Source organism: Pseudoduganella violacea (assembly GCF_014191875.1).
GTDB lineage: Bacteria > Pseudomonadota > Gammaproteobacteria > Burkholderiales > Burkholderiaceae_D > Rugamonas > Rugamonas violacea_A.
Map to the genome: position 1 here is coordinate 49,844 of NZ_JACHXD010000019.1, position 16,047 is coordinate 65,890.

The following is a 16,047-nucleotide window of genomic DNA, read 5'->3' on the forward strand; positions in this document are numbered from 1 at the left end:
CGTCTCTCGCTATCTCCGTTTCTTGAACGGACAGTGCCGCGCATTGCGGGGCAAGGTCATGGGCGTGCCGGCCATCTCGGCGCACAGCACAAGAACCCTCCTTCCTCACGGTTATCCACCAGCCCTTCCACCGGGCCGCTTCGTGATTGCCATACGTACCAGGTTGGCCGTGGCTTCTACGGCCACGTCGCAACAAGGCACCGCGAACGGTGGCCCTATGGCAGAAGGATTGATTAAAGCGTGGACCGGCATGCGGTCCCCTCCCCGCTGAACCTGTCAGGGGGAAAGCGTGACGCGTAGCGCGTCCAGTGCGCGAGAGCGGAAGGAACACGCTCCAGGCAAGCGAGCCGTGAGGCCATCGACGAACGACGTCGGAAGGGAACTGCAGCGCCAGCGGCATGCGCCTCATGGGACGCAGGGGCTGCTGGAGCGATCAAACCGCCGGGGCGGTCATAGCCAAACATCGGCACTCGGGAGGCAGGTAACGACTGCGACGGGTGGTATCGCGGGCCAGCGCCGCATTCAGAACGCGATGTTCATGGAAGCGGGTCCAGACAGTGTGTGCAGGATAGGAAAGCGAAGGGGGGATGTCAAGGTGAAATGGGGGACGGAAAAAAGTGTAAATAAAGCCGGTTTATTTGGTAAGGCTTCGTATGCGGCGGCGGCCCCTATGAACGGCGACAAAGTAGGATACCTCTGATTGTAAAATCGAGCGGCACGGCCCCCAACCACCACCCCACCTTCAACCTCAAAACAAGCCGCGATCCGGCCACCAGTCCGCCCCGGCGACATCTTATTTCCCCGCCCAGCGGCCGTGCGCCACAGCAACCGCGCTGGCCGACGCCTGGAACTGTCATGGAGTCGCATTGCAGCAGGTCTGCCCCCGAAAGCTCCGGCAAACCATCGCGCTTTTGACTGGCTGCACCAGTCAGCCAAGCCTACCGTTATCGGTATTTCGACGAAGGAGATCGGGATGGAACCCATCGTGCGGGCCGTGGACGTCGGCCGCGGCAACACCAAATTCATCGCCGGCATGAAAAATGGGGAGCTACTGTGCGAGATGTTTCCTTCTCAGGCCCACCCCACCGAAGCGATCGGTGAGTACGAAGGCTGGGGCATGAAGCGCCGCACGGTCGGCATTCCCGTCGACGGTTTAATCTACGAAGTGGGGCCGGACGTCCAGTTGGCGGCTGACGTCTTCAACGCGCATGTCCTGCAGCACGACCGCTATAGCGATGCCCCGGAGTATCTGGCGCTGCTGCTGGGCGCCCTGCACGCCATGCAACTCGAGCGGATCGACCTGCTCGTGATCGGCCTGCCGGTGGCCACCTACAAGCTCAAGCGCCAGGTCGCCGCGCTGGAGCGGCGCCTCACCGGCGAACACGCGCTCGGTAAGGGCCGCAAAGTCACAGTGCGGCGCGCCAAGGCCATCGCGCAACCGGCCGGTGCCCTGATGTACTACGGCCTGATGCAACACCGGGTGGCCCAGTTGCGCAAGGAGCGCAGCCTGATTGTCGATCCTGGCCGCCGCACCTTTGACTGGCTGGTCACGCAAGGCATGCAGCAGATCGACAAGCGCAGCCACTCCGTCCCGCGCGGCATGCACGACGTGCTGCACACCATCGTCGAAGGCATCAGCCGCGCCACCGATTCACATTACTGCGAATACGAGCTAATCGACCTGGCGCTGCGCACCGGCAAAAAGCCGGTGGTGTTCCAAAAGGAGTATGACCTCGCCCGCCACCTGCCATTAGCCAGGAAGATTCCGGAGCAAGCCGTGGCCGAAATGCTGCACTACGTGGGCGACGCCGGCGACATCAAAAACATCATCCTGGTCGGTGGTGGCGCCTTTTTCTATAAGGCGGCGCTGAAATCGGCCTTTCCGCACCATGCCATCCATGAATTGAAGGATCCCATCTTTGCCAACGTTAAGGGCTTCCAATATGCAGGCAGCGAGCTGGCTAAAACCCTGTGCGCGGCAAAGTCATCCGGAGTCCAGGGCGGCGATCATGAATAAGCCACTGCGCATCAACTTCGAGCTGGCGCGGGCCGACAATCCACCACTGTACGATGAGTTGGCCGGATTTCCCAAAGGGGGGCGCAGGGTCAATCGCCTGCGGACATTGGCCCATGCGGGACTATTGGCGCAGGCGCCCCCTGCCATATCGACTTTACCTGCGGCACCTGCCAGCGCAGTCTCAGCGGAAACCGCAGCCGTATCGGTCGCGTCCGTTGAACTATTTGGGCCGTCGGTGGTCGGTTGAATCCTTATTCCGTATGTTCCGACGCACCCAGTGTCATTTGACTGTCAGGATCAATACAACGGGGGAATATGCTGCGTGGCTGTTGGCTGAATAACAGCCGAATCCAACACCGATGTGCCCTCACGCCAACGCTCACTTCTCTTTAACCGCAGGCTGTACTATGATGGAAATGAAAATTCAATAAAGACAACTTCCATTTCTCAAGTTATCTCTCACATTTCTCACCACCTGACCTGCTGATGTCCAAATATATAGCCCTGGTCATGATTGCGATTTGGAGCCTCGACGCGCTGGGCCAAACGGCAACGCTCGACCCAGGTGCGCGTGTTTATGGGTCTCCACGTAGCGGTTTGTTTTGCAATAAAAGTCCAGGCCGTCAATCTCTTCCAGACAGCACTCCAGTCGTCGTCGTTGGGCAGGTTCAGGTTCGCTGTGGATTATTTTTCACCTATCGTTATACGGTGATCCAATACCGCAACAATAAGCAGGAACTAGAACAAGGCTATGTTCCACGGCGACAAATACAGGCCATGCAAGTCAGCGCTAGAAAGCCCCCCGCTCCCGTTCGATAACGATGCTTGGGTGCTCACAGGCTACCGGCGGCGCGCCACACGCGCGGTCTGCGTGCGCAAGGTGCTGTGATCCAAGCACCGCTCCACAATATATAGTGGGCGCCGCTTGGTTTCCTCAAAAACCCGGCCTAAATATTCCGCGATCACTCCCAAGCACATCAATTGAATCCCGGCCAACAGCATCATGCCGGATGCCAGCGTCGCCCAGCCAGACACAGCATTGCCAACAATGAGCGTGTCCATCAGAATGAACAACCCATAGAGCAAGGCGCCCGTGGAAATCAACACCCCCAGCAAGGAGACCATGCGCAAAGGCTTCATGGAGAAGGACGTGATGCCCAGGGAAGCGAGTTCCAGGAGTTGAGGAAGACGGAAATGGGTGTCGCCGGCGATACGTGTAGGCGCCTCGAACGCGATCGTCTCGCTACGAAACCCCAGCCAGGCGTACAAACCTTTCATGAAACGGGCACGTTCAGGCAACTGGAGCAAAGCATCGACCACGCACCGATCCAACAGCCGAAAATCACCCGCATCGGGTGGGATGGCGAAACGCTCTCCCTTCTGCAGGAAACGATAGAAGGCGCGCTTGGTCCATGCCAAGGGACGCGGTTCTCGCGCCTGGCCTGTTTGCACGGCTATCACCACCGGGCACCCCGCCTGCCAACGCGCCACCATCCTGGGAATCAGGCTCGCAGGATGTCGGCCGTCGCCGTCCATGATCGCCACGGCATCACCGCGCGCCGCCGTCAGTCCGGCGGTCAGTGCCGCTTCCTTGCCGAAGTTGCGCGACAGCGTCAGCAACTGCAGGTTCACCGGCACAATACTCTCGAACTCCGCCACGACCTCCTTCAGGTTGTCGCTCCCGCCGTCATCGACAATAACGACCTCCCATTTCATACCGACCTCAGACAGTACCAGCGCCAATGCCGGTAACAGCAGGCGCAGCGATGCCGCCTCATTAAACACTGGCAAGACCACCGACAAAGTACGAGGTGTCGCGGGCGGCGGCACTGCGGGGGATGGATGACGCGCCCTCATGGCATAGCCACCAGCGAACGACTACGCCCGCGAAATAGGATACGCTCGGGGGCCAGCGCCTCGCGGGCGATGGCATCATTGTCCATCACGATCATCGGCTCGCCTGTGGCCTGCTGAGTGAACGCACCGGCAGTATAGAAGGCAGAGGAAAACGTGGGCTGCGTGGCGTACGCCAGCACGCTGCCGGGCGTTGACAGCGAGGCATGTGCTAGCACCAGGGCGCGGTCGGAGTTGGCATTTTGCTGTTGGAGCAGCAGCGGCGACAGGAGCACCACCAACAGGGCATAGGCCATCAGTGCCTTGCCAATGCGCGGCCACCGCACCGCAGGACGCTGCTCAAGCCATTGCGCCACGAGGACGGCAAATGGCGGCACCGCGGTCAACGCGTACGTCCAAATGATATTGCGGCTGCCGGTAAAGAACAGCAGCGGCACCAGGGTCGCGCACCACAAGAAGCGCTCCGCCGGGGATGATCCCAGGCGTCGCGTTGACCATACCGAAAGCAGGCGCAACATAAAAACAGGGAGCCACGGTAGGATGGCGCCGATCCAGAACAACCAGATCGCCCCCAACGGCTGGCGGTGGGCAAGGCCATAGCGGTCCCCCTGCCAACCGGGCACCAGGAACCGCGCGAAATGCTCGCCTACGATGAAGTATTGCAGGAACCCTGGATAGGCCAACTCCGCCGCCACATACCAGGGCAAGCAGATGGCCGTCGCCAACAGTATGCCGGGGGCATCCAGCAGGCAGCGCGCAACCTGGCGCGCCTCGCGCTGCAGCAGAGCAAAAGCAATAATCGGCAAGCCCAGCAAGGCCCAGGTGGCCAACCCTTTCGCCAGCCCTCCCAGGCCCACCAGCGCCCAGAAAATGCGCGCCCAGCGCCGCCGCGACGCTTTTTCCTCAGCCGTGAATGCCCGCCAAGCCGCGTACTGCCCACCCCAGACGATGGCCATTTGGATGGCGTCAGTCATCACAGCTCCGGCCGCCACGAAGAACAGCGGCATGGAGGCCAGCACCGGCACCACCAACCCCGGCTCGCGCAATCCCAGCGCGCGGGCAAAGCAATGAGCCGTCCATAGCGTCAGCAATGCCGCCAGCAACGCCGGCAAGCGCAGGGCAAACTCATTGATACCGAACAGTATGGCGGTTGCGGCGCTGGCCCAGGTCGATAGCGGTGGCTTGGCAAAAAATGGGGTTGCCGCGTTCATGTGCGGCATCAGCCAGTAGCCGTTGGTGGCCGTCTGGCGCGCCAGCTCGCCATACCGCGCTTCCGTCGTATCCGCGAGCGGCCCCCACCACATCAGGCCGATCCGGCACAGCAGAAGCAGCAGCACCGCCAGTACGAACCAGGTGCGCCAAATACCGGGGACTGAGCCTTGCCGCCTGACGGGCGGCGCAGCGTCATTGCGTTGTTCCAGTGGAATATTGCCAATAAACGGATCCGTCAAAATAGGGGTCTCCTGGCTAGTCAAGGGGAACATCAAACAAAGCCATCCCTGCAGTGTGATACCTGGCATACATGGCGGCGAGCCGCTAGAGGCGCCAGACGGAAGCGACGCCTACAAATAATGCAATAAAGACAATGCCATGAAAGTCTGTAATGCGCAAGTTCGCTTGCCATGGGAAAGTCACATAACCTGTCAGTACGACACCAGGCATGACAGCGGCCGGCAGTTGCGCGCGACGCCGGCCTGAAAGGCATTGCCCACGCCGCTATCATCGGACCGAGTGCAACCAACCCGATGCAATCTTCCGCCACGTTGTGCCGCCCGATGCGCTGCCGCCCAGCCACGTTATACTGGGCGCCCACCTTTCCGCCCGCCACACCATGCGCTTTCCGATCACTCTGCTGTGTTTTTTCATCACCAGTCTGGCCAACGCCACTGCGACGGATGCCTGGGTCGTCAAAATTGAGCGCTGGGGGAATCCCACTTACCAGAGCATGCACCTCGAACAAAATGGCATGGACCTGGCGGGCACGCTGGGAGGCGATCCATTGGTAGGCCGGCGCGACGGGGATCAGATTGCTTTCACCGTCACCGACAGCAGTAGTAATCGCTACGTCTACCGTGGCACCCTCGATGGCGCCGTGCTGCGCGGCAGCTCCGATCATCCCGACACCAATGTCCCACACCGGCGCGCGCAACATGCCTTCAGCGCACGCCGCCTGCCGCAACGCGTATCGACCGCACCGCAACGGCATGTTTTCCTTCCCACCAATTACAGCAATGTGTTTAGCGCCGAACGCGATCCCGTGCTCACGATCTGGCCGGGCGACAGCGTGCGCACGAGCACGATCGACTCCGGCGGCGTGGACGAACAAGGCGTCACGCGCGCTCTATATGGCAATCCGCAGACCGGGCCGTTCTTCGTTGTGGGCGCCGAACCCGGCGATACCCTAGTGGTGCATCTGCGCCGTCTACGCCTGAACCGAGACTATGCCGACAGCCTGGACGATATCGTTGGGCGAGCGCGCGCCACCAGTATGGCGGACAAGGCGGGCGCCTTGGGAAAACCGGTGCGCTGGCACCTCGATCGGGAGCGAGGCCTGGCCAGCCCCGAGCACGCCGGCGGCAACCTGGCCGGCTTTGCCGTTCCGCTGCGGCCAATGCTGGGGGGCCTAGCCCTGGCGCCTGCCGATGGTCCGCCGTTATCCACCGGCGACACGGGACGCGCCGGCGGCAATATGGATTTCAACGAAGTCGTGGAGGGTAACAGCGTCTACCTGCCTGTACAGCAGCCAGGCGCCCTGCTCTATCTAGGCGACGCCCACGCGGCGCAAGGTGACGGCGAGACCTCGCAATGGGCGCTGGAGACCTCAATGGAAGTCGAATTCGCCGTACATCTGATCAAGGGCAAGGCGATCAACATGCCGCGCGTCGAATCACCGACCCACATCATGGTGCTGGGCCAGGCCGGCTCGCTCGACGAGGCGCTGCGCGCCGCCACTGGCGGCATGGTGCAATGGCTGGCACAGGACTACGGCTTATCCCTGCCGGAGAGCGCTTTGGTGCTGGGCAGTGTGGTGAAATACTCGGTTGCCAATCTGGCCGGTCGCAGCGTGGGGATGGCGGCGAAGATTGACAAGGCCGTTTTAAGCCGCCTCCAGCGTTTGCACTCCCAACCGCCATCTGCGCCATAGCAACACAGACTCTATAGGCAGCACCTGACGTATTTGTAATCTCCAGGTCATGTCCCGGTCTATTACGCTTCCTTACACTGTTGGGCAAGCAGGCGGCAATTGCCTTGCCTGCGCGATTGACAACACCATGAAAGGAAAGACCATGAAAATCAACGCAACAGGGTCTCTCTTCGTCCTCTCCCTGGCGCTGGCGGCCGTACCGGCGGTTGCCGGGCATGCGCTCCAGGACGAGGCGGTGCGCAGCCACAGCCTGAATGATGGCGGCACGCTCCATGTATTCAAGGACGGCAAGATGGCCCTGGAAAACAAATACGGCCGCGCCGTTTCCTTGCGCAAGGGCCAGGTCGTGGAAACCACCGATGACCGCCAGATCGAAGTCGTCGGCAACGAAGTCGGCAAGCTCGATCTGTTGCTGCAACAAGGCCATCAGAACTAAGAAGGGCGATAGCCGACCATGCTGGCATACGTGGCGGCGGCTGTCTTTCTCTGCCAGCGGCGCCGCGTATTGCCCGCGCTATCACCATACTCGGCCCGTCCGTGCCTGACGGGCCGATAGCCGTCCTTGCCGGCGTCGCGCCGGACTTCTTACTTCACGCTGACCTTGCCGACCATGCCGCCCTCAAGATGGCCGGGGATGGTGCAGGCAAAATCAACCTCGCCGGCCTGCGTGAACTGCCACACGATACCGCCGCGCTGCCCCGGTTTGAGCTTCACCATATTCGGCTCCGCATGCTGCATCTCGGGCATCCGCCGCATCATCTCGGCATGCGCTTTCAATTCCGCCATCTGCCCCAGCACCATCTCATGCTCCATCTTGCCGGCGTTCTTGAGCAGAAAGCGGATGGTCTCACCTGCCTTGACCTCGATCTGTGCCGGGGCAAAGCGCATGCTGTCGTCCATGCCCACCTCGATGACGCGGTCGACCTTGGCGGGGTTGCCCGGCTTGCCATTGGCTGCGCCGGCATGCTGACCATCAGCCAGCGCCCAAGCAGGCAGCGCCGCGAGTAACAGGGTAAACAATTTTTTCGTTTGCATAGATTCTCCATTTTCAATCAGGAAATGGGGGACATCCCCCACCTCAGTACCAGAACCGCAGGCCGGCAACCCAGCGGGTTTCGCGAACCCGTTCCACCGCTGCAGCCGTCCCGCCAAATCGGCGGTTCCACTCCACGCCGACATAGGGCGAAAGCTGGCGCGACAAGTCGTAGCGTAGGCGCAGGCCCAGCATGCCCTCCGACAACCCACTGCCGACACCGGCCGCGGGATCGGCCTTGCCATAGGCGGTCCATTCGGTACGGGGTTGCAGTACCCATTTCTGCGTCAACAGCAATTCATATTCGGCATTGAGGCGCAATGCCGTCCGCCCGCCGCCGCCGACATACACGGTGGCATCGAGCTCGAACCAGTACGGCGCCAGGCCCTGCAGTCCCAGCGCCAGCCAGGTCCGGCGTGGTACCGGACCATGATCCTTGCGCACACCCAGTTGCGCGTCCCAGTAAGGGGCGATGGCATGGCCCCATAACAGTTCGATGCGCGCTTCGTGCAAGCGACCCTTGGCCACTTCGCCTTCGGCCTTGAGCACCAGGCGGTTGTAGTCGCTGCCGTACCAGGCTTGCGCCTCATACGCCGCGCTGCCATCGCCGCCGCCCCTGCGCCACTCCAGGCTATCGATCAGCAGGCTGGAAAACCGATGCTCATCGGCCAGGTGGAGCAGGCGCTGCGGTCCGATGGCATATTGGCCCACACCCAGGGCATAGGCGTCGGCATAGGCATGCGGATCGCGGACGGCGGGCGCATCCTGCACGCGGCCATCCTGGGCCCAGGTGGCCGGCAGGGACACGGCGCCCAGCACGACAGCGCACAGTAAGCGATACATCTTCATTGCGTTTCCTTGTCGTCGTACCCGGTTCATGCCACCACCACCTCGCGGAACATGCCCGCATCCATGTGGAACATCAGGTGGCAATGCCAGGCCCAACGCCCTAGGGCGTCGGCGGTGACGAGGAAACTCAGGCGCTGGGCCGGCTGCACGGGAATCGTATGCAGGCGTGCCTGGAACTGCCCGTCCGCCGTTTCCAGCTCGCTCCACATCCCATGCAGGTGCATGGGGTGCGTCATCATGGTGTCGTTCTGCAGGATCACCCTGAGCCGCTCGCCGTAACGCAGGTGCACCGGCGTGCTTTTGCCGAACTCCAGTCCGTCCAGCGACCAGGTGTAACGCTCCATATTGCCGGTCAGGTGCAGTTCGATCTCGCGCTCGGCGCCGCGCGCATCGAGCGGACCGCCGACGGTGGACAGGTCCGACAGCGTCAGGACGCGCCGGCCGTTGTTGCGTAGGCCGATGCCCGGATCGTCCAGATTGACGCGCGGCATGTCCACCCGCATATCGGTGCTGGGGCCATACTCGCTGCTGGCATGGCGCACCGTCTGGCTCGCACGGGCCAGTGCGGCACCGGCCGCCGGGGCCGCCGGCATACCACCATGATGCATTGCGCCGTGGCTCATGCCGCCATGGTCCATGCCCCCTTGGGACACGCCAGCGCCAGCACCGGCCGCACCCTGCCCCATGCCGCGATGCTGCATGCCGGCGTGATCCATGCCGGGGCCATGCGCCATCCGCCCCAACATGTCGGACATCGCCAGCCAAGGGACCGGATCCAGCGCCGGAACGGGAGCGGCCAGTCCAGCCCGCACGGCCAGCGTAGCGCGCGCATACCCGGTGCGGTCCATGGATTGCGCAAAGATGGTATACGCGTCATCCTGGGGCTGCACCAGCACGTCGCAGGTCTGGCCGGGGCCAAAGCGGAACTCGTCCACCGTGACCGGTTCGACGTCCACGCCATCGGCCTGCACCACCGTCATCTTCAAGCCGGGAATGCGCAGATCGTAAAAGGTATTGCCCGCGCCATTGATGCAGCGTAGCCGCACTCGCTCGCCGGGACGGAACAGGCCCGTCCAGTTGCCCGCCGGTGTCGTGCCATTGGCCAGGTAGGTCAGCACGCTGGAAGACAGGTCGGCCAGGTCGGTCGGGTTCATACGCATGGCATTCCACATGGCGCGCTTCTCGCGCGCGGCGGCCAGGCCCTCGCGGGAAGCGTCGCGCAGAAAATCACCAGCCGTCGGGCGGTTGCGGTTGTAGACGTCGCTTTGCGCCTTCAGCTTGGCAAACACCCGCATCGGATCGTCGTCGGTCCAGTCCGAGAGCAGCATCACATAGTCCCGGTCGGCCCGCACGCGCTCGCCATCGCGCGGCTCGACAATCAGCGCGCCATACATGCCGGTCAGTTCCTGCATGCCCGAATGCGAGTGATACCAGTAGGTGCCGCTCTGCTCGAGCTTGAAGCGGTAGGTAAAGGTGGCGCCCGGCGCGATACCGGGAAAGCTGATGCCCGGCACCCCATCCATCTGGAACGGCAGGATGATGCCATGCCAATGGACCGAGGTGCTCTCCCGCAGCCGGTTGGTCACCCGGATCGTGACCGTATCGCCTTCGCGCATGCGTAGGGTGGGCGCCGGCAGCGTGCCATTGATGGTGGTCGCCATCCGCACCTGGCCGGTAAAATTGACGGGGGTTTCAGCGATTTCCAGCTCAAAATGGGAACCCCGCAGCTCGGTGCCGCGCTGTGGCGACGCTCCCGTGGCGGCCAGCGGCAAGGATCCCAGGCCACTTAACACGCCGCCGGCCACCAGCCCCTGCACAAAGCGGCGCCGCGACAGGGTGCAGGGCGAAACCTGCCCGTTCCATGGTGTATTACGCATACATTCCTTTCATATCAATGTGTCACATCAGACGCGGCCAGTATGTCGGGCGCGGGGCAACGCATCGGTGACGCCGGGATTACATTTACGTAATCTTTGCCGAAGGCGCCATCCTTGCGGCACACTACGGCCGTGCAACCAAGGAGAACCCCGCATGAAAATCCTGATCGTCGAGGACGAGGCCAAGACTGGCGAATACCTGCGCCAGGGCTTGAACGAAGCCGGTTATACGACCGATCTGGCGCGTAACGGCCCGGATGGGCTGCACCTGGCGCTGGGCGGCGACTACCAGTTGCTGGTCCTGGATGTGATGCTGCCGGGCATGGATGGCTGGCAGCTGCTGCAGATCGTGCGCCAGGCAGGCCACGCCATGCCCATCCTCTTCCTGACCGCGCGCGACCAGGTGGAAGACCGGGTGCGGGGGCTGGAACTGGGGGCGGACGATTATCTGGTCAAGCCCTTTGCCTTTGCCGAGCTCCTGGCCCGCATCCGTACGCTATTGCGGCGCGGCCAAGGCAGCCCCCAGGCGGCCGTGCTGACGGCGGCCGATCTGGAACTGGACCTGCTGCGCCGCCGTGTCGTGCGTCATGGCCGGCGCATCGACCTGACGGCCAAGGAGTTTGCCCTGCTCGAACTGCTGCTGCGCCGAAAGGGCGAGGTCTTGCCGCGCTCACTGATCGCCTCCCAGGTCTGGGATATGAACTTCGACAGCGATACCAATGTCGTCGAGGTGGCCATGCGCCGCCTGCGCAGCAAGGTGGACGATCCCTTCGAGCGCAAGCTGATCCAGACCGTGCGCGGCATGGGCTATGTGCTGGACGACGAGGCGCAGGCATGAGCCGCCCCCTGTCGCTGACCACGCGGCTGACCGTCCTGTTTGCCATTATCGCCAGTCTCTCGCTCGCGGCCCTGGGCGGCGTTACCCTGCTGGCCGTGGCGCGCCACTTCGAAGCGCAAGACCACGACCTGCTCTCCGGGAAGATGCAGCTGGCGCGCCAGTTGGCGGCCGGCGCCGGCAGCAGCGCTGCGCTGGCGCAGCAGCTGCGCGTGGTGTTTGCCGGCCACCAGGACATGGCGGTCGTACTGTGGTCCAGCGATGGCCGCCTGCTGATGCGCGCCGGGGATGGCGCCCTGACCCAGCTTCTAGCCAGCACCGCACCGCCCGACACCGGACCGGCCATGCGCAACTGGCAGTGGGGCAACCGCCACTTCCGGAGCGTGGCCAGCACCATCCCGGCACCCGGCACCGGCCAGCCGCTGCGCCTGGCGATCATGGTCGATGTCGACCATCACGACGCCTTCCTCGCCGACTTCGGCAAGGCGCTGGCCGTGTATGTGGCGCTGGCCGCGCTGGCCAGCGCCGGCCTGGGCTGGCTGGCGGCCAGGCGCGGTCTGCAGCCGCTATACGCGATGGAACGGCGCGCGGCGCACGTCGGCGCCGGCCAGCTTGACGTGCGCATGCCGGTCGATGCGGTGCCGGCGGAAATGGCGCAGCTGGCCCTGTCGCTAAACCAGATGCTCTCGCGGCTGGAAGAGGCCTTTCGCCGCCTGTCGGATTTTTCCTCCGATATCGCCCATGAACTGCGTACCCCGCTGAGCAATCTGATGACGCAAACCCAGGTGGCGCTGAGCCAGACGCGCACGGCGGAGCAATATCGGGAGACCCTGGCCTCCAACGCGGAGGAGTGCGACCGGTTGACGCGCACGGTGTCGGACATGCTGTTCCTGGCCAAGGCTGAGCATGGATTGACCCTGCCATCGCGCGAGCACATCGCGCTCGAACGCGAGATATCGGCCCTGCTCGAGTTCTATGAAGCGCTGGCGGAGGACCGCCAGGTGTCGCTGCGGACCACCGGCGCCGGCACCATCTGTGGCGACCGGCTCATGATCCGGCGCGCCATCGGCAACCTGCTGTCGAACGCCCTGCGCCATACGCCGGCGGGAGGCACCATCGAGGTAGCCGTGGCGCGCACGGCCACCGGTTTGCGTTTGTATGTCGACAATCCCGGCCCGGAGATCGGCGCCGACGCCCTCCCCCATGTCTTCGAGCGCTTCTACCGGGTGGAAAAAGACCGCAGCCATCGCGCCGATGGCGAAGGCGCGGGGTTGGGGCTGGCCATCACCCAGGCGATCGCCCTGGCGCACGGCGGCACGGCCAGCGCCACCTCGGGCGCTGGCCGGACCTGCTTTAGCCTGGATTTTCCTGCCGCAGACTCATCAAACAAAATCGCCTGACCTTCCGACAGCATCTCCCGGCTCAGGGCAAATGGTGAGCCTTATAATTGTTCTTCGTCGGCGCCTGGGGGTCGTTATCCGGAACAGAGTCTTTGAACAACGGCGGATTGTACAGACCAGTGTTCTCATCTGGTCCGATATAACTGACCACCGGCTGCAAGCTGCGATAATGTCTCAGGGCCTCGTCATTTCTGCCAAAGCAATATGCAAGAATGGCGTGTTCGCCTTTATTGGAAGTCAGCGTGTTGAATTCGGTATCCGTCATGCCCTTCATGTTATAAAACCGCAGCCGGCTATTAAAACTCCCCTTCGGATAGTTATCGTTAGCGTAGTAACCGAAACCCGTTCGTTTCCCGGGAAGCTGGTGGAAAGTCACATTTTGCATGGTTCCCAACTCCGGCACCACCCGGTTCTTGGTATGTATGAATTCCATCATCGGATTCTGCACGTGAGAAGCCGTAACCCATTGGCTACCGGCATAGCTGGTCAAATCCTCCTCCAAAAAATCCTGTTCGAGATAGGGTTGATAACGTAGTTTTCCATCCCAGTTATTTCCATGCCAATTCCCATGGGATCCGCTCAGAATATTGATGGGACGTTGGCTAAAACTCTTTCTTCTTTTTAATATCTCCAGTGGCCCCGGCCCGATATTCGGTGTCCCACCAATGGACTGAGGGGCGTATGAGGGGCCAAACTGATTGTTATCCAGCGTCTCCAATTCACTGCCTGTGATTGCCCGGTCCGCACCAAAGACATACTGATGCTTACCCAAAATACGGGAGCTTTTCTGTCTCACACTATGCCAGACCTGGTCGCCAGCAGGTCGATGCTTGTCATATTGCCAGGTCGGTGCTGCCAGCCCGGTATTCTTCTGGGATGAGCCCTTAAAATATGCCGGCCCGCGGCTCTGAGCCGCGCCACTGGCGGAGGCGCCCTGCCCATCCAGATCTGCCTCGCCGACCAGCGAACTTTCCCGATTCAGGCCGGCAAAATCTGAGAAGGCGATGGGATTATTGCCTACCATGCAGAAGAGATTCAGGCCATCGACCGTGCCGGCGGGATCGGGACTGATCCACCTGAACAGCCAGGGCGCGTAATAACGGAAGCCGTAGTAGTACAGGCCGCTGCCGTCGCGTTCCTTGCCCGAGTAGCGCACATATTTGTACTTGGTCTCGGTCTCGTTCCGGGCCGACCACACGGCTGTGCCGCCGTAGGGGTAGTATTCCTCCCAGGTCAGGATATCGGCCTGCTGGTCCAGTTCCAGCAGCAGCGAGCCGATCTGGTCCCCCAGGCTGAAACGCAGCTGGTCGTTTTCGATGGCTGCCGGCTGGCCCACCTCCCAATGCAGGCAGCGCACCGACTGCCGCCCCGCCGCGCCACCCTTGATCACTTGCAGGACCTCGACCGGTGTAGCGCTACCACCCTGGTTCTGCTCGGTCCGGCGCAACTCAAGTCCCGGCAAGTAGAGCACCCGCGCGGTGCGCGTCGTGCCGCTGGTCAGGCTGGTCTGGACCTTGGTGGCGCGCTGCCCCGCCGTATCGTAGCGATAGTTTTCGCAATCGTCGTCTGGCCCACCGCGTACCACCTGGACCGTGCGCTGGAGCTGGTTGCGCGTATTCCACACGAGCGGCTGCCCCGGCGCCAGCTGCCGCAGGTTACCGCAGGCATCGAACTCCCCGTCCACATCGCCCGGCATCACGCCGCCGGTCTGCTGGACGGCTCGGTTGGAGGTCGGCGCCACCACCATACTCCGCGTGTAGCTGTTCTGGCCCACTTGCTGCATACCGATCAGATTGCCGCCACGGTCGTAGCTGTAATAGCGAGTGTAATTGCTCAGCTGACCTGCCTCGCCCGCCAGCGGCACGATGGGCAAAGGCATTGTCGCCGTCTGCTGGCCGGCGTTGGCGTTCTCGCGGCCCGTGGCGCTGAGCAGCTGATACAGGGCATCGTAGCTGTAGCGGTTCTCGCCTTCGACCTTCTGGTTGCGCGTGTAGCTGGGCGGCATGGCCGCATCGTTGATCGCCAGGATATTGCCGACGGGGTCGTAGCTGTACTGCAGATCCTGCAGCACGCTGGTGCGGCCGGACTGGGCTGGCCGGCTGGTCTTGAACGTGCTGAGCCGTTGGGTGGCCGCTTCGTAGCCATATTCCGTGACCACGCCATTGCCCGCCACTTCACGCAAGGGCTGGCCCGCCGCGCTGTAGCTGATAGCGCTCAGCAAGTCATGCGCACTGGCTTGGCCCGCCAGCCGCAGGCTGCTGCTGGCCAACTGGCCGGCCACGTTGATTTGCATCGCCTGCTGATTACCGCGCGCATCAGTGCTTTGCACCACGCTCCCCAGCGCGTTGTACGCCCAACTGCTGATGTACACGGCCGGGTCCAGATCACGCTGCCAAGCGCTGGCATCGGTGCCGGCCCAGTTGCTGTTGACGATGCTCTCCAGCAGGAACTGCTGTTCGCTGCGCAAGGTTTCGCCCGTCACAGCACAGGATGGCGTCCGGGTCATCCCGGCGGTATCGTAGCGCAGGGCAATCTGACCGCGCAAATTGGCGGCCGCGGGCGCTTCCACCGCTTCGCCATAGATGATGCGCTCGCTGGTCACGGCGACGCCCAAATCATCCTGCTCCGTCACCGTGATCAGCCGGTGCAGGGTATCGTATTCCATCTCCGCGATCAGGCCGCGACTGTCCCGCTTCCAGACCGGGCCGCCTTCTACGTCATAAATCACGACCTGCTCCCCGGCGTCCTGGCTGACGCTTCTGATCCCCTGCCCCGACAAGGATTGGTCGTAGCGGAAATTCGGCGGCACGGCCGGGTCGAGCTGGCGGGCGCTCAGCAGCCGCGGGTCAATGCGGCTGAACAGCTGGCCAAGCTCGGTATTGCTTTGCTGGCTGATCAGTTCATCGAACGCTTCCTCGTTGGACGCCCGGTTGTACTGCACGGTGCGCACCGGCAAACCCCGGTTGTCGACCACCGACAGCACGGGGCTTCCCTGGCACAGGCTGGCGGTACGCGGATCGGCTATTGTCGTCATCGC

11 protein-coding genes are annotated in these 16,047 nt (G+C 62.7%); 5 read left to right on the plus strand and 6 right to left on the minus strand.

Annotated elements, in window-relative coordinates; all coding sequences use genetic code 11:
* Positions 1-973 precede the first annotated feature (973 nt).
* Complete coding sequence (locus FHS03_RS23970) at positions 974-2,017, plus strand: PRTRC system protein D (RefSeq protein WP_183443423.1); 1,044 nt, start codon at positions 974-976, stop codon at positions 2,015-2,017.
* An 840-nt stretch (positions 2,018-2,857) separates the two neighbouring features.
* On the opposite strand, the gene FHS03_RS23975 is transcribed toward FHS03_RS23970, so the two are convergent.
* Together FHS03_RS23975 and FHS03_RS23980 are read right to left on the minus strand one after the other, a co-directional pair.
* Positions 2,858-3,874 (minus strand): glycosyltransferase family 2 protein, encoded by a 1,017-nt coding sequence (locus FHS03_RS23975; protein WP_183443424.1) that lies wholly within the window; start codon positions 3,872-3,874, stop codon positions 2,858-2,860.
* Positions 3,871-5,322, minus strand: a complete 1,452-nt coding sequence (locus FHS03_RS23980; protein WP_183443425.1) for an ArnT family glycosyltransferase — start codon at positions 5,320-5,322, stop codon at positions 3,871-3,873. Before FHS03_RS23980 ends, FHS03_RS23975 begins: the two co-directional genes overlap by 4 nt.
* A 209-nt stretch (positions 5,323-5,531) precedes the next feature.
* Here FHS03_RS23980 and FHS03_RS23985 point away from each other — a divergent pair, with 209 nt between their 5' ends.
* Together FHS03_RS23985 and FHS03_RS23990 are read left to right on the plus strand one after the other, a co-directional pair.
* Positions 5,532-7,016: an acetamidase/formamidase family protein gene (locus FHS03_RS23985; protein WP_221208246.1), complete on the plus strand. Its 1,485-nt coding sequence runs from the start codon at positions 5,532-5,534 to the stop codon at positions 7,014-7,016.
* Positions 7,017-7,158: 142 nt separating this feature from the next.
* The gene (locus tag FHS03_RS23990; protein ID WP_183443426.1) at positions 7,159-7,452 is read left to right on the plus strand and encodes a CopK family periplasmic copper-binding protein; all 294 of its coding nucleotides are present in this window, start codon (positions 7,159-7,161) and stop codon (positions 7,450-7,452) included.
* Positions 7,453-7,601: 149 nt separating this feature from the next.
* On the opposite strand, the gene FHS03_RS23995 is transcribed toward FHS03_RS23990, so the two are convergent.
* From FHS03_RS23995 to FHS03_RS24005, 3 genes are read right to left on the minus strand one after another with little or no spacing between them, the layout of a single operon-like run.
* Positions 7,602-8,051 carry a cupredoxin domain-containing protein gene (locus FHS03_RS23995; protein WP_183443427.1) on the minus strand — a complete coding sequence of 150 codons (450 nt, stop codon included), beginning with the start codon at positions 8,049-8,051 and terminating at the stop codon, positions 7,602-7,604.
* A 43-nt stretch (positions 8,052-8,094) separates the two neighbouring features.
* Positions 8,095-8,898, minus strand: a complete 804-nt coding sequence (locus FHS03_RS24000; RefSeq protein WP_229426382.1) for a copper resistance protein B — start codon at positions 8,896-8,898, stop codon at positions 8,095-8,097.
* A 26-nt stretch (positions 8,899-8,924) separates the two neighbouring features.
* Positions 8,925-10,775, minus strand: coding sequence for a copper resistance system multicopper oxidase (locus FHS03_RS24005; protein ID WP_183443429.1), 1,851 nt, complete (start codon positions 10,773-10,775; stop codon positions 8,925-8,927).
* Positions 10,776-10,929: 154 nt separating this feature from the next.
* Here FHS03_RS24005 and FHS03_RS24010 point away from each other — a divergent pair, with 154 nt between their 5' ends.
* Positions 10,930-11,613, plus strand: coding sequence for a heavy metal response regulator transcription factor (locus FHS03_RS24010; RefSeq protein WP_183443430.1), 684 nt, complete (start codon positions 10,930-10,932; stop codon positions 11,611-11,613).
* A complete protein-coding gene (locus FHS03_RS24015) occupies positions 11,610-13,010 on the plus strand; it encodes a heavy metal sensor histidine kinase (RefSeq protein ID WP_183443431.1) in 1,401 nt (466 codons plus the stop codon). The genes FHS03_RS24010 and FHS03_RS24015 overlap by 4 nt, the downstream gene beginning before the upstream one ends.
* A gap of 22 nt (positions 13,011-13,032) precedes the next feature.
* On the opposite strand, the gene FHS03_RS24020 is transcribed toward FHS03_RS24015, so the two are convergent.
* Positions 13,033-16,044, minus strand: coding sequence for an RHS repeat-associated core domain-containing protein (locus FHS03_RS24020; RefSeq protein WP_183443432.1), 3,012 nt, complete (start codon positions 16,042-16,044; stop codon positions 13,033-13,035).
* Positions 16,045-16,047 lie beyond the last annotated feature (3 nt).